The sequence below is a fragment of the Phenylobacterium sp. LjRoot219 genome (genome assembly GCF_964252995.1).
Classification (GTDB): domain Bacteria; phylum Pseudomonadota; class Alphaproteobacteria; order Caulobacterales; family Caulobacteraceae; genus Phenylobacterium.
Genome location: NZ_CAXUQI020000001.1, coordinates 2,559,305 through 2,578,013 on the forward strand (window position 1 = coordinate 2,559,305; position 18,709 = coordinate 2,578,013).

Consider the following 18,709-nt stretch of genomic DNA (forward strand, 5'->3'; position numbering starts at 1 on the left):
TAGACCCCTCAGAGAAAAAACCGCGCCCCGAAACACACCGGGGCGACGGTGCGCGCCGCGCATCGCCAGATCTTCGCCTGGCCGCGCGGCGCTGGTGACTTACTTGACTGGATTTGGCGCCCCGGCGCCGACAAAGCGCGCCAGGTTGCGATGGAGGTTGGCGATGCTGCGCTCGCGGTAGGGATTGGGCAGCGTGCCGCGGAAGCCGCCGTTCTTCATCCCCTGCTGCACCGCCGCCATGTTGGAGAAGTCCTGCGGCAGGACCGAACCCCACTTGGGATCGTCCTTCTCGGTGTACTCCCACGGCGCTTCGGGCTCCTCGCCCGTCGGATACAGCTCGTAGACCGAGACCTCGAAGTAGCACTTGTTCGGGTCGTAGCCGTAGGGCCGCGCGCTGTAGCAGAGCATGTTGTTGACCGCGTGCCCGATCTGGAAGTTCGGGAACACCTGCCAGGAGGTGCCGCTGGCCGCCGTGTGCGCCGGATCGACCTTCGGCCAGAACACCCCGCGGGCCTCGTCGTCGCGCCGCGCGCTGTCCAGCCAGTGCTTCAGCACTTCCGGCGCCGGCGTGCCTTCCGGCAGTTCGTCCTTCAGCCGCAGCGCCGCATCGACCAGGGTGCGGGTGGTGTTCGTGTTCACCTGCTCCCAGGTGTAGATCTGCATCTCGGCGGTCTTGAGCCGCGGATCGCCGCCCGAGCCCAGCCGCAGCTTCGCCTGGTTCTCGTCGAGGCCCTTGGGCGCGTCATAACCGATGTTGCTGTGCAGGCCGTGGGCCCGGCCCCAGCCGCGGAAGTCGCCGAAGTCCATGAACTCCGGGTGGGTGTGTTCGACGTGGTAGATCTCGGCGAACGCCTCCATTGCAACCTTCCAGTTGCAATCGAAGATGATCCACTTGCGCCAGCGCGGGCGCATGTTCTGCAGTTCGAACGGGTCGAGCATCGAAGCGGCGGGCTCGAGGTATTCGCGCAGCGGACCGGCTTCCCGATCCAGGTTGATCCACACCCAGCCGCCCCAGGTGTCGACCTGCACCGGGCCCAGGCGGGTGCGGTCCTCGGTCAGCTTGCCCTGCCAATCCTCCTTTTCGAGGATGTAGGTGCACTTGCCCTGCAGGTCGTAGGTCCAGCCGTGGAAGCCGCAGACGAAGTGGGTCTTGTCGCCCTTGGCGTTCTTTGCGCCGGGCGGGGTGTCGACCAGCCGGCGGCCGCGGTGCGAGCAGACGTTGTAGAAGGCGCCGATCTTGTCCTCGCCCTGGCGGACGATCAGGATCGAGTCGTCGAGGATGTCGTAGGTGATGAAGTTGCCGACCTCCGGGATCTCCTCCAGGCGGCAGGCCTGCAGCCACGTCTTGCGCCACAGCTTGTCGCGCTCCAGACGGACGTAGTCCTCGGAGACATAGGCTTCCACCGGGATCGTCACCGGTTCGTTCAGGTCCTCGGCGGTCATGCCGACTTTGCTGATATCGTTCATCGTTTCCTCGCGCCCTGGGGTTTCAGGCCTCAGGCTCACCGCTTAGCCGCAGCGGGTTGGCGTCCTTGAGCGTCCTCAAAACTAACTGACTGGCCGCGCGTATCCATCGGGCTACGCGCGCGCGGCCGGCGCCAGGACCCTGGCATATGGGTACGGCGACGGCTTGACGAAGTCGGACAATAAGTTGCGCGCAGACTCCGGGCCGATCAGCCCTTCGCCGCCATCTCGAAGCTCTTGCGGATGTGGTCGACGTGGGCCGACGGGACGACCGGCAGGATCCAGGGGTGATCGGCGTTGCGGATCGCGTCGATCTGCTCGCCGACCTGGTCGATGGTCCACGACGGCTGGTAGACGCCCTCGGTCTCGCCGACGAAGGCCTTGGCCACCCGCCCGGCGATCGAGACCAGCATCTCGCCGGTGATTGAGCAGCTTTCATGCGACAGCCAGCCGACCACCGGCGCGACCAGCTCCGGGCCCATCGGCGGGTAGGCCGAGACGTCGATGCCCTCGGCCATGCGGGTCACGGCGCCGGGGACGATGACGTTGGACTTCACGCCCTCGGCCTCGCCTTCCAGCGCGATGACGTTGTTCAGGCCGATGATGCCGGCCTTGGCGACGCCGTAGTTGGTCACCCGCTTGTTGCCGTAGAGGCCGCCGATCGACGAGGTCAGCACGATCCGGCCATAGCCGTCGGCGCACATCCGCGGGAAGGCCGGCTTCACGACGTTGAACGCGCCGCGCAGGTGGACGTCGAGCACCGCTTCGAAGTCCTCGTGGGTGATCTCTTTCAGCGAGGCGTAGCGGACGTTGCCGGCGTTGTGGATCAGGATGTCGATCCGGCCGTAGGTGTCGAGCGCCCGGTCGATGATCGCCTTGCCGCCCGCGGCGGTGGCCACCGAGTCGAGCGAGGCCACGGCTTCGCCGCCGGCGGCCTTGATCGCCTGCACCACTTCGTCGGCGGGGCCGAGGTCGACGCCCTCCCCGTTCAGGCTGCCGCCGACGTCGTTGACGACGACCTTCGCGCCCTTCGCGCCCAGCAGTTCGGCGTAGGCGCGCCCGAGCCCACGGCCAGCGCCGGTGATGACGGCGACGCGACCATCGAATCTCAGTTCAGACATCGGGCTTCCTCCAGTTTGTCCGGCCGACGCTGCTTACGGCGTCAGCGGTTCTTCCACTGCGGACGGCGCTTCTCGGCGAAGGCCCGGGGACCTTCCTGCGCGTCCTCGCTGCGATAGGTGACCTCGTGCGCCGCACGCGCCGCCTGCAGGGCGGCCGCACGGCCCATCTCGGTGGCGAGCATCACCGTCTCGCGGCCGGCTTTCACCGACAGCGGCGCGCCGTCAAGAATCTCGTTGGCCAGCTCCAGCGCCGCGTCCATCAGCGCCGCCGGCTCGACCAGCCGGTTGACCAGGCCGATCTCATAGGCGCGCTGGGCGGTGATCGGCTTACCGGTCAGGATGATCTCCATCATGATCCGCTGCGGGATCATGTGGATCAGCGGCGCGGCCCACGGCGAGCCGCGTCCGACCTTCACCTCGGTGATCGCGAACCGCGCTGCGGTGCTGGCGACGCACAGGTCGCAGGCCTGGGCGATCATCCAGCCGCCGGCGAAGGCGACGCCGTTGACCGCGGCGATCGTCGGCTTCGACAGCTCGATGTTGTCGCCCGGCACCGGGAACATCTCGCGCGGCGGCACCTGCAGCTGACGCTCGACCATCTCCTTCAGGTCGCCGCCGGCGCAGAAGGCCTTCTCGCCGACGCCGGTCAGGATGGCGACGCGCAGCTTGTCGTCACGCTCGAAGCGATCCCAGGCGGCGAACAGGCCCTGGCGGACCTCGTGGCTCAGCGCGTTGCGGGTGTCGGGCCGATTGATGGTGATGATCGCAATGCCGTCATCACGCGCGTCGAACAGAACCGCATCGCTCATCAGAAGCCTCGTTGCTGGGTGGCGTGGGCCGCGCGGTCGAGCTCCTCGCGGAAGTCCGGGTGGGCGACGGCGATCAGCCGGCGGGTGCGCTCGGCCAGGGTCTGGCCCTTCAGCTCGGCGGCGCCGAACTCGGTGACGATCACGTCGACGTCGCTGCGCGCGGTCGTCACCGGCCCCGACAGGGCGGTGGTGATGCGGCTGATCTTGCCGCCCTTGGCGGTGGCCGGCAGGGCGATGATCGAGCGGCCGCCCGGCGAGCGCGCGCCGGCGCGGACGAAGTCCACCTGGCCGCCGGTGCCGCCCATGTAGGCCGAACCGCTCTGCTCGGCGTTGACCTGGCCGCTGAGGTCGACTTCCAGCGCCGAGTTGATCGTCACCAGCTTCGGCAGCTGGGCGAGCACGGCGGCGTCGTGGGTGTAGGCGCTGCTGCACATCCGGATCGCAGCGTTGCGATGAGCCCACTCGTAGAGCCGCCGCGTGCCGATCAGCGCGCCGTTGATCGACACCCCGGCGTCGATCGGCTTCCGGGCGTTGGTGACGACGCCGGCCTCGACCAGCTCGACCAGGCCGTCCCCGAGCATGCCCGAGTGCACGCCCAGGTCCTTGCGGTCCTTCAAGAGCCGGAGGATGGCGTCCGGCACCGCGCCGACGCCGGTCTGCAGCACCGCGCCGTCCTCGATGTAGCTCGCGGCGAACCGGGCGATCGCCTCGTCGGTCTCGCCGATCTTGCCCGGCGCGACTTCGACCGGCGTGCGCGAGACCTGCACGGCGACGTCGATGCGCGCGGCCGGCAGCAGCTCGCCGAAGGTGTAGGGGACCTGGTCGTTGATCTCGGCGATCACCACCCGGGCCTTGGCGACGGCGGCCTGCACGTGATCGCTGATCAGACCCAGGCTGTGGTTGCCGTCGGCGTCCGCCGGGCTGACCTGGATCAAGGCGACGTCGCAGCCGATCAGCCCCTGCTCGATCATCGGCCCGACCTGGCTGACGTGGCAGGGAATGACGCTGAGCTTGCCGGCGACGGTCAGCGACCGCAGCGCGCCGATCGCGCCCATGCTGGAGACCGAAAAGCTCTCGGTCGCCTCCGGCGAGAACAGTCCCGAGAAGCTCGTGGCGATGAAGGCCGACAGCCCGCCGATGTCGCGGCCCTGGGCGATCAGCGCTTCGATCAGGGTGGTCGGCTCGCCGCAGGCCTGGCCGACGACGATCCGGTCGCCGGGCTTCAGGAACTGGCGAAGGTCCAGGCCGGCGGCGTCGGTGACGACCGTCATCAGCGGCCCGCCAGCTTCAGCAGCGCCTGGGCGCGGGCCAGGTGCGGCCGGTCGACCATCGCGCCCTTGAAGCCGATCGTCCCGGCCCCCGGGTTGGCGGCGAACAGGTCGACGATCTCCTGGGCGGCGGCGATCTCCGCCTCGTTCGGCGAGAAGGCCTCGTTGATCACGTCGACCTGGGCGGGGTGGATCGCCAGCATGCCGCGATAGCCGTCGCGGCGGACCTTCTCGGCGCGCTTGCGCAGGCCCTCGAGGTCGCGGAAGTCGCCCTGGATGGTCTCGATCGGGGCCACGCCGGCGGTCGCCGCGCCGATCAGGCAGAAGCTGCGCGCCATCTCGTAGGTGAAGCCGTAGCTGCCGTCCGGATTGCGGTTCTCGCTGGCGCCCAGGGCGTCGGCGAGGTCTTCGGCGCCCCAGGTCATCGCCACCAGCCGTGGCGCGCCCTTGTAGTCGCCGGTGGTGTACATCGCCTCGGCGGTCTCGGTGACCAGGGCGATCACCTTGGTCGAACCCTGCTCGAAGCCGAACGCCGCCTCCAGCGCGGTCAGGTAGTTGTTCAGCAGCTCGACGTCGGCGCGGCCGTAGGCTTTCGGCAGCATGATGCCACCCGGCCGGCCCGGCATGATCGCCGCTAGGTCGTCGACCGCATAGGGGCCGTCCAGCGGGTTGATCCGCACCCACAGCCGCTCGTGGCCGCCCGCCTGACCTTGCAGGAACTCCCGCACCATGGTCCGGGCCTTGGGCTTCTCGCTCGGCGCGACGGCGTCCTCGAGGTCGAAGATGACGATGTCCGCGGAGCCCGCGGTCGCCTTCTCCATCTTCTTGTCGCTGTCGCCCGGCGCGAACAGCCAGGAGCGCGCGCTGAAGATCTCTTGGTTCGCCATCTCTCGTCCCTCTTGCCTCGCGCTTCTCTCTGACCGGTCTCAGTAGGACTTGGGAAGCCCCAGGACCTTCTCGGCGAGGAAGTTCAGGATCATGTGCGGGCTGACCGGCGCGGTGCGCGGGATCAGCACTTCGCGCAGGTAGCGCTCGACATGGTATTCCTGGGCGTAGCCCATGCCGCCCAGCGTCAGCATGGCGGTGTGGCAGGCTTCGAAGCCGGCCTCGGCGGCCAGGTATTTGCCGGCGTTGGCCTCGACGCCGCAATCGACGCCCTTGTCGAACAGCGAGGCGGCTTTCAGCACCATCAGGTTGGCGGCCTCGACCTGCGCCCAGCACTTGGCCAGCGGATGCTGGATGCCCTGGTTCATGCCGATCGGACGATCGAAGACAATCCGTTCCTGGGCGTACTTGGCGGCCCGCTGGATCGCCACGCGGCCGAGCCCGATCGCTTCCGCGCCCAGCAGGATGCGCTCCGGATTGAGGCCGTGGAGGATGATCTTGAAGCCGTCGCCCTCCCCGCCGATCCGGTCTTCCTCGGGGATGAATAGGTCCTCGATGAACAGCATGTTCGAGTCGACCGCGTGCCGGCCCATCTTGTGGATCAGCCGGACGTCGATCTTGGCGCGGTCGAGGTCGGTGAAGAACAGCGACAGGCCGTCGGTCTTGCGCTTGACCTCCTCCAGCGGCGTGGTGCGCGCCAGGAGCATCATCTTGTTGGCGACCTGGGCGACCGAGATCCAGATCTTCTCGCCGCTGACGCGGTAGCCGCCGTCGACCTTGACCGCCCGGGTCTTCAGCTTGGTGGTGTCCAGCCCGACGTTGGGCTCGGTCACCGCGAAGCAGATCTTGTCCTGGCCGCTGAGCACCGGCGGGATCATCCGCTGCTGCTGCGCTTCGGTGCCGAAGATCGCCACCGGCTGCATCGAGAACACCGGGCCGTGGATGCTGGAGGCCGCGGTCATCCCGCCGCCGGATTCGGCGACGGCCTGCATCATGATCGCCGCCTCGGTGATGCCGAGCCCGGCGCCGCCGACGCTTTCCGGCATGGCGATGCCGAGCCAACCGGCTTCGGCCATCGCCTTGTGGAATTCATGCGGGAAGACGCCGTCGCGGTCGCGCTCGAGCCAGTACTCGTCCCCGAAACGGGAGCAAATCTTCAGGACGGCTTCGCGAATGCCTTCCTGGTCCGACGACAGTGAGAAATCCACGGTAAAACCCCGGCTGCGAGGGAAAACTTGGCCCGCGGCATAGCAGCCGCGCCCCGCCACAGCAACCACGTGGCGTGCCGATATCGGCCGCCTGAACCGAAATAAGTATGGCCTCGCGCGCGCTTATCCGTTAGCCACGCGGCGCATCCGAGGGAGGACGTCATGGGCGACACCACCAAGCGCGCGGGCCCGATGGCCGGCATTCGCGTGGTCGATCTCACCGCGATGGTCATGGGACCGTACGCGACCCAGATCATGGCCGACATGGGCGCCGACGTGATCAAGATCGAGCCCCCCGCCGGCGACAACACCCGCTACATCTCGGTCGGGCCGGCGCCCGGCATGAGCGGCGTCTACGTCAACGTGAATCGCGGCAAGCGCAGCGTCGTCCTGGACCTGCAGACGCCCGAGGGCAAGGCCGCGCTGCGGGCGCTGGTCGCCACCGCTGACGTCTTCATCCACTCGATGCGCGCCAAGGCGATCGCCAAGCTCGGCTTCAGCTATGAGGCGGTGTCGGAGATCAACCCGGCGATCATCTACGCCAACTGCTACGGCTACAGCCGCCGCGGGCCCGAGCGCGACCTGCCGGCCTACGACGACACCATCCAGGCCGAATGCGGCCTGACCGCGGTCCAGCAGATGCTGACCGGAAACGCGGACTACGTCGGCACGATCATGGCCGACAAGGTCTCCGGCCTGACCGCCTTCTACGCCACCCTGCTCGCCCTCTTCCACCGCGCCCGCACCGGCGAGGGCCAGGAGGTCGAGGTCAGCATGTTCGAGACCATGGCCTCGTTCATGCTGGTGGAGCACGCCAACGGCGCGATGTTCGTCCCGCCGCTCGGCCCGGCCAACTACCCGCGCGTGGTCGCGCCGAACCGCAAGCCCTACAAGACCAAGGACGGCTACATCGCCGCCCTGGTCTATAACGACAAGCACTGGGCCGCATTCGTCGAGGCGGTGAAGCCGGCCTGGGCCGGCCCCGAGCTGGCCACCCTGGCGCAGCGCGCCAAGCAGATCGACCGGGTCTACGGCCTGCTCGCCGAGACCTTCCTAGAGCGGACCACCCAGGAGTGGCTGGACCTGCTGCGCGACCTGCACGTCCCCGCAGCCCCGCTGCGCACCCCGGACGAGCTGTTCGACAACGAGCACCTCAACGCCGTCGGCTTCTTCGAGACCGTCGAGACGCCGCACGGGCCGGTGCGCTTCCCCGGCGTGCCGACCTGGTTCTCCAAGACCCCTGGCCGCGTCGCCGGCCCGACCGCGACGCTCGGCGAGCACACCGTCGAGGTGCTGGCCGAGCTCGGCCTCTCGCCGGACGCCGGCGCCGAGACCGTCGAGGGTCACGAGGAAAACGCGGTCTAAGACGGCGCTCTAAGGCGCGGGTCAGGCGGTCGCCTGCTCGCGCAGGCTGGCGTCGACCTTCCCCTGCAGGAGGGCGCGCTTCACCTTCCCGGTCGCGGTGCGCGGGAACTGGCCTTCGATGCGGACGGAGAAGGCCCTCGCCTGCACCGCCTCGGCGACACGCGGGGCGAGCGCCGCCGCATCCTGCCCCGGCTCCGGCTCGACGACGACGCACATCGTCCCCACCGCGGCCGCGTTCTGCACCGCCAGCACCACCGCATCGCTGACGCCGCAGACGGCCTTCACCCGCTGTTCGATCGGATAGGGCGCGATCTTCACGCCGCCGATGTTGAGCATGTCGTCGGTGCGGCCGACCACCACCAGCTTGCCCGGCTCGGGCATGCGGCCGAGGTCGCTGGTCAGGAACCAGCCGTCGCGGAAATGACGCGCCGTCAGCGCCTCGTCCCAGAGGTACCCCTCGGCCACCATCGGCGACTTCACGCAGATCCGGCCCGTCTCTCCGGCCGCCGTCGGCCGCCAGGCGTCGTCGACCAACTGCACCTCGGCGCCCGGCGCGACGGCGTAGAGCTCGCCGCCGGCCTGCTCCCGGTAGGCGATCGCGTAGGTCTCGTTGCTGGAGTAGACGTTGACCACCCACGGGGTCACCGACGCCTTGAGCGTCGCCTCCAGCGCCGGCGAGACGCCGGAGCCAGTGACGTCGACGTAGTGCATGCCGAGGTTCAGCGACGCTTCGCAGCAGCTCGCGGCGAGCCGCTCGGCGTCCCGTGTCAACAGGAACGCGTAGCAGCGGGCCGCACGACAGGCCTCGGCGAGCTCCGTGAAGCTCGACAAGAACCGCACCGGGTTGCCGAACTTCAGGGCCCGGATGACGTCGGTGTACACGCCGTTGATCGCCGGGCTGTACAGGCAGGCATAGGTGAAGTCGCCCGCCACCGGCCGCATCGCCACGTCATAGCTGTCGATCGCCGCGTTCAGCATCCGCCGGGTCTTCAGCACATGCTTCATGGCCCCGGTCGTGCCGGAGGTCTTGGCGATCCGCACGCCGGCGTCCGGCCCATGGCAGGCCGCCAGCCGCGAGAGGTCGGTGACAGTCGCCGCTTCAAGGCGCGTGCGGAACGCCGCATCGATCCGCACGAGGCGGCCGGCCGCAGCCAGCGCCGCCCCGTCGTGCTCGGCGAGAATCACCTGGCAGCCGCGGGCCGTCCGCCCCGGCGCTGTCAGCTCTCCCGCGGTGAAGGCGACATGCGCTGCGCCCAACACCTCGCAGGCCAGCGCGAGCAGCATCCGCAGCAGCCGGCTGTCGCATTCCACGCCGACGATCTGGCCAGCCCGGACGCCTTCGGCCTCCAGCGCTTCGACGGCGGCGGCCAGCTGGCGCGCCAGATCGAGATAGGAGACGCGGTCTGCGCCCTCGGTGATGGCGACGGCCTGCGGTCGTTGCTGCGCCCACTTCAGGACGAACTGGGCTCCAGACGCAGCGGCGGGATCCGCCATGGCACGCAACTCCGACGCTTCACTCTAAGGGCGTCAGGATCGCACGGCGCACCCGAGAGTCGCAGGCGCGCGAATGCGCGCAGCTACTCAATTCGAGAAAACGCGGTTCAGGCCGGTCCCGCCGCGCGGTAGCCGAGGCTGCGCGAGATCGCGGCCGCCTCCTCCCGCACAAGGCGCGCCAGCTCGACACGGCGGTCCGTCAACCGCGAGCTGGGCGCGGCCACCACCAGCGCGCCGATCACAGCGCCGGTCGCGTCGTGTATCACCGAGGCGGTGCCGGTCACGCCGTCGGCGGCCTGATCGATGGTCTGCGCCACGCCGCTGGCGCGCGCCGCGGCGATCGCCTCGGCGAGCTTCTTCTTGTCGGTTTCGGTCTGCGGCGCCTGCTGCTCCGGCTTGAGGCGGCGCAGGTAGTTCTGCAGCTCCTCCTCCGGATCGGTCGCCAGCAGCGCGCGCCCGCCCGCCGTATTGTAGAGCGGCCGACGGTCGCCGAACGCCACCGAGAAGCGGACGGTGTTGCGGCTCTCGATCACGTCGACATAGGTGATCATGCCGGCGTCCTTGTCGCGGACCGCGAACAGCACCGTCTCCTCCGAGCGCTCGGCCAGCCGGCGCATGCCGTCGCGGATGAGGTCCGAGGACTGCACCCGCCGGCGGGCCTCCAAGAGCGCACTGCCCAGGCCGAACGCCCCCGGCCCCAGGCGGTAGAGCCCGTCGGCGGCGACCACGAAGCTGGTGTCGGCCAGGCCGCGCAGGAGCGCCGCAAGGCTGCTCTTCGGCGTCTCGAGCGCGCGGCTGAGGTCCGCCAGGCTGAGCGGCCTCGGGCTCGCGCACAAGGCCTCCAGGATCTGGATCACCCGTGTGACGGACTGCGGCGAATTCAAACGGCGATCCTCGGCGAGCATCGGGAAACCTGGACACCGCCGGAGGTCGGCGGACGGCGCTCGCGCCCGCCCCGGCAAATCGCGCGGCCGCAGCGTTTGCACTGCGGAATCGCGCCTTGCCGAACCTACAGCACGTGGCGTCCCAAATCGCCAGCGCGGGCGCCTTTACAGGTGCCGCGTCTCCTGCGGCGTCTCGAACCAGTTGTTGTTGCGACCGTCCATGTAGCGGATCGGCAGCTCGGCGAGCTCGCTCGGCTCCACGTCGTCGAGGCAGGCGACGCTGATCGCGACATAGGCGCCGCCGATCGCCTCTACATAGCCCTCGCCAAAGGAGGCGCAGCCGCAGTTGCTGCAGAACCGGTGATGGCCGCTCATCGTCCCGAACTGGTAATCGGACAGGGAGTCCTGGCCGCTGATCAGGCGGAACGCCTCGGGCTTGATCAGCGCGCTCCACTCTCGCCGCTTGGTGCAGATCGAGCAGTTGCACCGGCCGGTGCCGTTGGCCAGGTCGATCTCAGCCTCGAAGCGGACGTTCCCGCAGTGGCAGCTACCCTTGTAGGTCTTCAGCATGACGCCTCTCCGTTCATTCAACGACGGTCAGACCTAGGCTGGCCCTGTTGCCACCATGCTGTCAGCATTCGGCCGCCAGGATGAACCCATGCGCCGCGCCGACCGCCTGTTCCAGATCGTCCAGATCCTCCGCCGCTCGTCGCGGCCGGTGACCGCCGCGGCCATCGCCGAGGAGCTCGAGACCTCCAAGCGCTCGGTCTATCGCGACATCGCCGCCCTGATCGGTCAGCGGGTGCCGATCCGCGGCGAGGCGGGCTTCGGCTATGTGCTGGAAGGCGGCTTCGACCTGCCGCCGCTGATGCTGACCGCCGACGAACTGGAGGCCGCGGTGCTCGGCGCCCAGTGGGTGGCCGGGCACGGCGACCAGGCGTTGGCGCGCGCCGCCCAGGACCTGATCGCGAAGATCGCCGCGGCGGTGCCCGAGCGGCTTCGTCCGCACCTGCTCGACGCCAGCGCCCGCACCCCGCCCGCCTTCGCGATCCCCGCCGACCAGGTCGACGCCGGACAGGTGCGCGCCTGGATCCGCTCGGGCCGCAAGATCGCGCTGGCCTATCGCGACGCCGAGGACCGCCTCAGCGAGCGAGTTATCTGGCCGGTGGTGGTCGGCTACATGGAAGCGTCGCGCCTGTTGATCGGCTGGTGCGAGTTGCGGCAGGACTTCCGCAGTTTCCGCCTCGATCGCGTGGTCGAGGCGCGCTTCCTGGACGAGCGTTTCCCCGCCCGTCCAGCCGCGCTGCGCGCCGAGTGGCTGGCCCAGTGGCGGGAAATGCCGCCCGACTAGGCCTGACCGAGCGCGGTCAGCGGAAGGCGGGCATCACCTCCTTGGCGAAGACCTCGGCGTAGGGGACGAACTTCGCCGGCGGCAGGCCGGCCGGCAGCATCATCATGAAATGCTCGACCGGAATCCGCGTCTGCAGGGCGCGGAACCAGTCGATCGCCGCATCCGGCGTGAGGATCGTCAGGATGCCGCTCTTCTTGAAGTCTTCCAGGCTCATCGGCTTGAGCAGCGCCGCGTCGCCGACGCCCGAGGCCTTATCCTCGTTCAGCCAGGCGCCGTAGGTGTTGTTCACATAGTGGTAGTAGGGCGCGAGCTCGTGCAGCGCCTGCTCGGGATCCTTGGCCACCACGGTGAACAGGCCCTGGATGCGGATCCGCGCCGCGGCCGGGTCCTTGCCCTGGGCCCGCAGCTTCTCGGCGTAGACGCCGCAGACGTCTTCGTTGCCGAAGTAGCCGTCGCCGTACTTGGCCACCCGCTCCATCGCCTTGTCGGCGAAGCCGCCGAGGTAGAGCGGGATCTGCCCGCGCGGCGGCGGCGGCATGATCGTCGCGTTCTTCACCGTGTAGTGCTGGCCCTCGAAGGTGACCGTCTCCCCGGCCCAGAGCCGGCGGACGATCTCAAGAAACTCGTCGAACCGCTTGCCGCGCTTAGTGAAATCGACCCCGTAGGCGTCCGTTTCGCGCCGCCGGTAGCCGATCGCCGCGGCCATCTCCAGCCGGCCGTTCGAGAGGATGTCGAGCACCGCGCACTCCTCGGCGAAGCGCACCGGGTGATAGAGCGGCGCCAGCGCGATCGCCGAGCCGAGCTTGAGGGTCTTGGTGCGGGCCGCGATCGCCGCCAGCGCCACCGAAGGCGTCGGCATGTAGCCGTCCTCGGCGCCGTGATGCTCCGGCACCCAGGCGCCGTCGAAGCCGACCGTCTCGCTCCAGGCGATGAAGTCCAGGGTCTCGGCGTAGAGGTCGCCCCACGGGCGGCGCCACGGCGGCGGATTCCGGAAGTCGTAGAGATAGCCGAAGGTCAGCTTCGCAGGCATCGCATCCTCCCGGTGTTGTTGATCGCACCAACACCATCGCGACCGCCGCGGTCTTGATCCTAGGAGACAACCTGGGCGATGCGGGTCAAAAGACGCCCGGGCGCGGCCGACAATTTCGGCGCCTGCGCCGGGATTTTGTCGTCCGAGGTCAAGAGCCGGCGCCGACTCAGGTGCTAGGGGAGCCCGCCCGGTGCGGCTTCCCGTCCCCCTTGGAAGCCCGACGCGGGTCGCTATATCGGCGGCGACGCCGATTGCAGTGCGCAACAGCAGACCCACTTGAGAGACCGCCAGACGATGTCGACCGCCACCGCCGAAAAGACGCTCACCTCCGTCGCCCTGACCCCGCTCATCGGATCCGAGGTGAAGGCCGATGCGGCGACCCTGACCAGCGGCGTGCACGGCACTGAACTGCGCAACCTGTTGGAAGAGCGCGGCGTGCTGATCTTCCGCGGCGTGGACCTGAGCGACGAGCAGCAGCTCGCCTTCTCCGAAAGCCTCGGCGAAGTGGTCCGCCACGGCGACCGCTCGCCGATCCAGAAGATCACCCTCGACTCCAAGGTCGACATGGCCGCCGAGTACCTGAAGGGCTCGCTGTTCTGGCACATCGACGGCGCCACCGAAGGCGCCCCGAACTTCGCCGCCACCCTGGGCGCGCGGCGCCTGCCGAAGGAAGGCGGCGACACCCTGTTCGCCAACACCTACGCCGCCTGGGAGGCGCTGCCGGACGACCGCAAGCAGCAGCTCGAGAAGCTGCGGGTGATCCACAGCTTCGAGTCCGCCCAGCGCGTCGTCTATCCGCAGCCGAGCTTCGAACAGATGAAGGCCTGGCAGACCCACGGCGTGAAGTCCCAGCCGCTGGTCTGGACGCACGAGTCCGGCCGCAAGTCGCTGGTGCTGGGCTGCACCGCCGACCGCATCGAGGGCATGGACGTCGAGGAAGGCCGGCTGCTGCTCGCCGAGCTGCTGAGCTGGTCGACCCAGCCGCAGTTCGTCTACCAGCACGCCTGGCAGCCGGGCGACCTGCTGATCTGGGACAACACCGGCACCATGCACAAGGTCGAGTCCTACGACCCGGCCGAGCGCCTGATGCACCGCACCACCCTGGCCGGCAAGGAACTGCTGGCCTAACCCACCCCATCGGACGTCGAGACGGCGCGGCTTCGGCCGCGCCGTTTTCGTTTCAGGCCGACGCAGGCGCGAGGTCGCGGGCGATGGTCTCGGCCAGCTGGGCGGTCTGGTTGCGGATGTCCGGCACCGCCACCGCCTCCCAGGCGACGGCGCGGCTGAGCGGTCCGACCGCATAGAGCCCCCGCGTCACGCGCCCCTCCCGACTCAGAAGCCGCAACTCGGCATCCATCGCCACGCCCAGGCCGAGCGGATCGCGGGCGATCAGCCCCTGGGCCTGCAGGCCCTCGAGCACACCGGAGCGGTCGCCAGAGAGGTCGCCGGACAGACCGCTGCAGTCGACCACCGCGGTGAAGCGGGCGCGCTCCGGAAACTGCGCCCCGCGCCGCCGGATCACCGCCTCGAACCCGGCGCCGAGCGGCCGCAGCTGTTCGAGCTTGCCGGCGCGGACCTCCAGCAGACCGTCAGCCTGCAGCGCGCCGATGCGCGCCGCCACCGCCGGGGCCATGCGGTGGCGGTGGGCGTCCCACCACGGCCGCAGATGGCGGAGGATCCGCGCCTTCTCTTCGACCGACCAGCCGGCCCATAGGCCGGTCACGAACGGCCGGACGCCATCGACCGCGGCGCGCCAGCCGACCTCGTCCGCGTGGCGGCGCAAGATCTGCAGCACCCGCGCCGGCGTGCCCGACAGCCCCTCGGGCGGCGGGGCGGCGACCGACCCGGCGTGCAGCCGCGGCAGCAGCCCGCGCCGCGACACCGCCGTCAGCCGGCGGTTCGCCACGCCGACGGTGAGCGCCACGTCGACCATAGTCAGGCCGGAGCCAAGCAGCAGCACCTGGCCGGCCGGCAGTTCGTCGAGGTCGGCTCGCCACGGATCGGCGACGTAATTCGGCGACTCCCGCGCCTCCGGCGTAATCCCCGGCAGCGGCGACGGCGGCAGGAGGCCCACCGCCAGCACCACCGCCTCGGCGTGGATCGCACGCCCCAGCGCCAGCTCGATGCGGAAGCGCTCGCCGTCGCGGCGGACCTGCACGGCCTCGTCCTGTTCGAGCAGCAGCCGCCCAGGCCGGCCCGGTGCGCTGACCGCGTCCTTCAACAGGTCCTGCAGGTAGTCGCCGTACTGCCGGCGGCCGACGAACCAGTCGCGGGCCCGCTCCCCGGCCCCCAGCCAGTCGACGAAGTGGTCCGGCCGGTCCGGAAAGGCGCTCATGTTCGCTGCCCGGACGTTCAGCAGATGGCCGGGATCGCGGGTCGAATAGGCGCGCCCGCGGCCGAACCGCGGGGCCCGCTCGATCAGCCGCACGGTCAGCTCCGGCGCGGCGCGCAGCAGGTGAAGCGCGCTGAGCAGGCCGCTGAAACCCCCGCCGATGATCGCAACTGTCTGGCCCACGCGCCCCTCATTCCGCTACAGCGGTCATCTCCTATTGTTCTAATAGGAAATGAAGCGAGACGTTCTTCTCCCGATCGCAGGTTTTCTGACGTCCTGAGGGCGCGGGATCAGGCGAACGCCAGCGTCGCCGGCCAGGCCCCGCTCTGCACCAGCTGCGCCACCTCCCGGCGGACCAGCGCGCCGAACTCCGCGACGAAGCTGCGCGGCATGACCAGGTGCGGCCGAGCGACGAACGCCAACTGCTGGGTCATCACAGGATCGCATATCGGCGCATAGCGCAGCCGGCCGGCCGCGACCTCGCGCCCGACGGCCGACGCCGGCAGCACGCTGTGGACCTGGCCGGCCTCGATCAGGTCCTTGGTGACCTGCAGGGAGTCGACCTCGACGCGGATGTCGAGCGCCACCTGGGCTCTGAGCGCGGTCTTCTCGACCAGGCTGCGGACGCCGGGCTGCACCCCCGGCAAGGCCAGCGGCAGATCGGCCAAGCGGGCGAAGGCCACCGGCCGATCCGGCGACAGATCGGACCCTGGACCGCCGACCAGCACCAGCGCCTCGACCAGCAGGTCGCTTTCGAACAGCCGCTCGTCGGGCGCCGGCCCGTGGATCACCCCGAGGTCGACCTCGCCCCGCAGCATCGCTTCGATCAGCTGCCCCGTCTCCCGGTCGACCACGCGCAATTTCACCTTGGGAAAGGCGGTCGCGACGCGCCCGACCAGCGGCTCGGCAAGGACGCTGGCGACCGTCGCCGGCAGGCCCAGCACCACGCCGCCCTCCAGCTGGGCGAACGGCGAGCCGACGTTCTGCATGGCCAGCTCCAACTGGCGCAGCGGCCCGGTCATCGAGGCGCGCAGCTGCTCGCCCTCCTCGGTCAGCGCCACGCCGCGCGGCGTGCGGCGGAACAGGACGACGCCGAGGGCCTCTTCCAGCAGGCGCACCTGCCGGCTCAGGGCGGGCTGGGCGATGCCGAGCACGCTGGCGGCCCGGCTCATCGAGCCTTCGTCCGCGATGCGCAGGAAATAGCGGAGCCGCCGGAGGTCCATCAGACCCCCGATATAACAAGTCGGCATGGCTCGACGCCAGATTTTGTCTTGGCTCGCCAAAATGATCGCGCCCTACCATCGGCTCCAACAACTGGGAGGATCCGATGGCGAAGACCGCGGACTACGGGCTCGGCGAGCACCCCTTCCCGCGCGGCTGGTTCGTAGTCGCCGAGAGCTCGGCGATCGGCCGGCAGCCGCACAACGCCCGCTACTTCGGCGAAGAGGTGGTGCTGTTCCGCGGCGAGAGCGGCGCGGTCGTCATGCTCCAGGCCTACTGCCCGCACATGGGCACCCACCTTGGCAAGAACCGCACCTCGCACACCGTGGTCTCCGGCCATCACCTGGAAGGCGACGCGATCCGCTGCCCGTTCCACGGCTGGCGGTTCGGGGCCGACGGCCGCTGCAACGACATCCCCTACTTCGACGGGCCGATCCCGGAAGGGGCCAAGGTGCGCAGCTGGCCGGTGCAGGAGCGCTATGGCGTGGTCTTCTGCTGGAACGACCCGGAGGGCGGCCCGCCGGACTTCGACCTGCCGGACTATCCGGAGTGGGACGATCCGGCCTGGATGCGCTGGACCGGGCTCGACCACCTGGCCGACCTGCCCTGTCACCCGGTCGAGGTGTTCGACAACAACTCCGACTACGCGCACCTGCTGCACCTGCACGGCGGCGGCGAGGTGCGGGCTTACGAAAACGAAGTCGACGGCCACTGCTACCGCCAGCGCGAGAGCATGGTGGGTCGGAGCGAAGGCGTCGGCGACACCTTCAAGGTCGACGCCCACAACGAGTGGCGCCTGACGACGGTCAACGCCTACGTCGGGCCGGGGCTCAACGCCGCCCGGTTCCTGGAGGCCAGCGCCGTTCAGCTGATCGCCACCACCCCGATCGACGACGGCTCGGCGCGGCTGTGGCAGTGCGCGATGATCAAGCGCCCCACGGGCCTCAGCGACGAACAGGCGAACCAGGCGCTCGCCACCTTCAATCAGAACATGATCAAGGGGCTGGGGATCGAGGACGCCGAGATCTGGACCAACAAGCGAGCGGCCATTCAGATCATGCAGCTGCCGACCGACGGACCGTTCCGCCAGGCGCGCATCTGGTACAGCCAGTTCTTCAACCCGCGCGACAAGGCGGGCGAGATCCTCGCCCGGGTGAGCGGCGTGCACCGCGTGCGCGGCGTCCCCAGCTTCGCCGACATGCCCGCAGAATAGGTCGCCCCATGGAACTGAGACCGCTCGGCCGCAGCGACATCCGGGTCAGCGCCATGGGCCTGGGCGTCATGACCTTCGGCGCCCAGACGCCGCAGGACGACGCCTTCCGCCAGCTCGACATGGCCCTAGCCGCCGGGGTCAACCTGTTCGACACCGCCGAGAACTACCCGGCCCCGGTGCTCGCCGAGACGCAAGGCCGCTCGGAGCAGATCCTCGGCCGCTGGATCGCCGCGCGCGGCGTGCGCGACCGGGTGGTGGTGGCGACCAAGGTCGCCGGCCCGGGCAATGCGGCAGGCGACATGAACCATATCCGCGGGCCCGACCGGCGGCTCGACCGGGCGAACATCCTGGCGGCGGCGGACGCCAGCCTGAAACGGCTGGGGACCGACTACATCGACCTCTACCAGGTGCACTGGGCGGAGCGGCCGATCACCACCCAGGGGCGGACCCGGTTCTCCCACCTCCCCGACGCGGCGAACCTGACGCCGATCGAGGAGACGCTGGCGGCGCTGGGCGAGCTGGTCGCCGCCGGCAAGGTGCGCCAGGTCGGCGTCTGCAACGAGAGCCCGTGGGGCGTGATGCGCTACCTGGCCGCCGCCGAGGCCCGCGGGCTGCCGCGGATCGCCAGCATCCAGAACGGCTACAGCCTGCTGGACCGGCAGTTCGAGCTGGGCCTGGCCGAGGTCGCCCTGCGCGAGCAGGTCGGGCTGATCGCCTATTCGCCGCTGGTCGGCGGCCTGCTGACCGGCAAGTACGCCGACGCTGCGCCGATCGCCGGCAGCCGCTCGGCCGTGATGACCGGCTTCGCCCAGTCCCGCTTCACGCCGAAGAAGCTCGCCGCCACCGCAGCCTACGTCGAGCTGGCCCGCAGCCGCGGGCTCGACCCGGCGGACATGGCGCTGGCCTTCGTGCGCCAGCGGCCGTTCACCACCTCGGTGCTGATGGCCGCCAGCCGCGTCGAGCAGCTGGAGATCAACCTGCGCAGCCTGGAACTGACCCTGCCGCCGGAGCTGATCAAGGCGATCGACGCGATCCACGACGACCAGCCCAATCCGCGGTGACCG

General features: G+C 69.7%; 17 protein-coding genes. 5 read left to right on the plus strand and 12 right to left on the minus strand.

The genetic code is table 11. The features are described 5' to 3' along the window. Positions 1-99: 99 nt before the first annotated feature. From ACSQ14_RS12525 to ACSQ14_RS12550, 6 genes are all read right to left on the minus strand, one after another. A complete protein-coding gene (locus tag ACSQ14_RS12525; RefSeq protein WP_436013192.1) occupies positions 100-1,467 on the minus strand; it encodes an aromatic ring-hydroxylating oxygenase subunit alpha in 1,368 nt (455 codons plus the stop codon). Between the two features lie 206 nt (positions 1,468-1,673). Continuing rightward, complete coding sequence (locus tag ACSQ14_RS12530) at positions 1,674-2,585, minus strand: SDR family NAD(P)-dependent oxidoreductase (protein ID WP_436013194.1); 912 nt, start codon at positions 2,583-2,585, stop codon at positions 1,674-1,676. Positions 2,586-2,626: 41 nt separating this feature from the next. Continuing rightward, a complete protein-coding gene (locus ACSQ14_RS12535) occupies positions 2,627-3,394 on the minus strand; it encodes an enoyl-CoA hydratase/isomerase family protein (RefSeq protein WP_436013197.1) in 768 nt (255 codons plus the stop codon). Next, positions 3,394-4,665 carry an acetyl-CoA hydrolase/transferase family protein gene (locus ACSQ14_RS12540; protein WP_436013199.1) on the minus strand — a complete coding sequence of 424 codons (1,272 nt, stop codon included), beginning with the start codon at positions 4,663-4,665 and terminating at the stop codon, positions 3,394-3,396. Before ACSQ14_RS12540 ends, ACSQ14_RS12535 begins: the two co-directional genes overlap by 1 nt. Next, positions 4,665-5,549 carry an HpcH/HpaI aldolase/citrate lyase family protein gene (locus ACSQ14_RS12545; protein WP_436013201.1) on the minus strand — a complete coding sequence of 295 codons (885 nt, stop codon included), beginning with the start codon at positions 5,547-5,549 and terminating at the stop codon, positions 4,665-4,667. Before ACSQ14_RS12545 ends, ACSQ14_RS12540 begins: the two co-directional genes overlap by 1 nt. Before the next feature lie 39 nt (positions 5,550-5,588). Next, positions 5,589-6,755, minus strand: a complete 1,167-nt coding sequence (locus ACSQ14_RS12550) for an acyl-CoA dehydrogenase family protein (RefSeq protein WP_436013203.1) — start codon at positions 6,753-6,755, stop codon at positions 5,589-5,591. A 162-nt stretch (positions 6,756-6,917) separates the two neighbouring features. On the opposite strand from ACSQ14_RS12550, the gene ACSQ14_RS12555 reads away from it, so the two are divergent. Beyond that, positions 6,918-8,120, plus strand: coding sequence for a CaiB/BaiF CoA transferase family protein (locus ACSQ14_RS12555; protein WP_436013205.1), 1,203 nt, complete (start codon positions 6,918-6,920; stop codon positions 8,118-8,120). A gap of 21 nt (positions 8,121-8,141) precedes the next feature. Here ACSQ14_RS12555 and ACSQ14_RS12560 read toward each other — a convergent pair whose 3' ends face one another. The 3 genes from ACSQ14_RS12560 to ACSQ14_RS12570 form a co-directional block, all read right to left on the minus strand. Continuing rightward, the gene (locus tag ACSQ14_RS12560; protein WP_436013207.1) at positions 8,142-9,614 is read right to left on the minus strand and encodes a class I adenylate-forming enzyme family protein; all 1,473 of its coding nucleotides are present in this window, start codon (positions 9,612-9,614) and stop codon (positions 8,142-8,144) included. Between the two features lie 107 nt (positions 9,615-9,721). Then, positions 9,722-10,498: an IclR family transcriptional regulator gene (locus ACSQ14_RS12565; RefSeq protein ID WP_436013209.1), complete on the minus strand. Its 777-nt coding sequence runs from the start codon at positions 10,496-10,498 to the stop codon at positions 9,722-9,724. A gap of 165 nt (positions 10,499-10,663) precedes the next feature. After that, a complete protein-coding gene (locus ACSQ14_RS12570; RefSeq protein WP_436013211.1) occupies positions 10,664-11,068 on the minus strand; it encodes a GFA family protein in 405 nt (134 codons plus the stop codon). Between the two features lie 88 nt (positions 11,069-11,156). Between ACSQ14_RS12570 and ACSQ14_RS12575 the strand changes: the two genes are divergently transcribed. Next, entirely contained in the window at positions 11,157-11,849 is a 693-nt protein-coding gene (locus ACSQ14_RS12575; RefSeq protein WP_436013213.1) for a helix-turn-helix transcriptional regulator, read from the plus strand. A 16-nt stretch (positions 11,850-11,865) separates the two neighbouring features. Here the strand turns inward: ACSQ14_RS12575 and ACSQ14_RS12580 are convergent, their stop codons facing one another. Further along, positions 11,866-12,879 carry an LLM class flavin-dependent oxidoreductase gene (locus tag ACSQ14_RS12580; protein ID WP_436013215.1) on the minus strand — a complete coding sequence of 338 codons (1,014 nt, stop codon included), beginning with the start codon at positions 12,877-12,879 and terminating at the stop codon, positions 11,866-11,868. A gap of 294 nt (positions 12,880-13,173) precedes the next feature. On the opposite strand from ACSQ14_RS12580, the gene ACSQ14_RS12585 reads away from it, so the two are divergent. Next, complete coding sequence (locus tag ACSQ14_RS12585) at positions 13,174-14,007, plus strand: TauD/TfdA dioxygenase family protein (protein WP_436013217.1); 834 nt, start codon at positions 13,174-13,176, stop codon at positions 14,005-14,007. 52 nt (positions 14,008-14,059) lie between these two features. On the opposite strand, the gene ACSQ14_RS12590 is transcribed toward ACSQ14_RS12585, so the two are convergent. After that, positions 14,060-15,394 carry an FAD/NAD(P)-binding protein gene (locus tag ACSQ14_RS12590; protein WP_436013219.1) on the minus strand — a complete coding sequence of 445 codons (1,335 nt, stop codon included), beginning with the start codon at positions 15,392-15,394 and terminating at the stop codon, positions 14,060-14,062. 107 nt (positions 15,395-15,501) lie between these two features. Continuing rightward, positions 15,502-16,434 (minus strand): LysR family transcriptional regulator, encoded by a 933-nt coding sequence (locus tag ACSQ14_RS12595; protein ID WP_436013221.1) that lies wholly within the window; start codon positions 16,432-16,434, stop codon positions 15,502-15,504. A 104-nt stretch (positions 16,435-16,538) separates the two neighbouring features. Between ACSQ14_RS12595 and ACSQ14_RS12600 the strand changes: the two genes are divergently transcribed. Together ACSQ14_RS12600 and ACSQ14_RS12605 are read left to right on the plus strand one after the other, a co-directional pair. Further along, complete coding sequence (locus ACSQ14_RS12600; RefSeq protein ID WP_436013223.1) at positions 16,539-17,645, plus strand: Rieske 2Fe-2S domain-containing protein; 1,107 nt, start codon at positions 16,539-16,541, stop codon at positions 17,643-17,645. A gap of 8 nt (positions 17,646-17,653) precedes the next feature. Then, complete coding sequence (locus ACSQ14_RS12605) at positions 17,654-18,706, plus strand: aldo/keto reductase (protein WP_436013225.1); 1,053 nt, start codon at positions 17,654-17,656, stop codon at positions 18,704-18,706. The last annotated feature ends 3 nt before the right edge of the window (positions 18,707-18,709 follow it).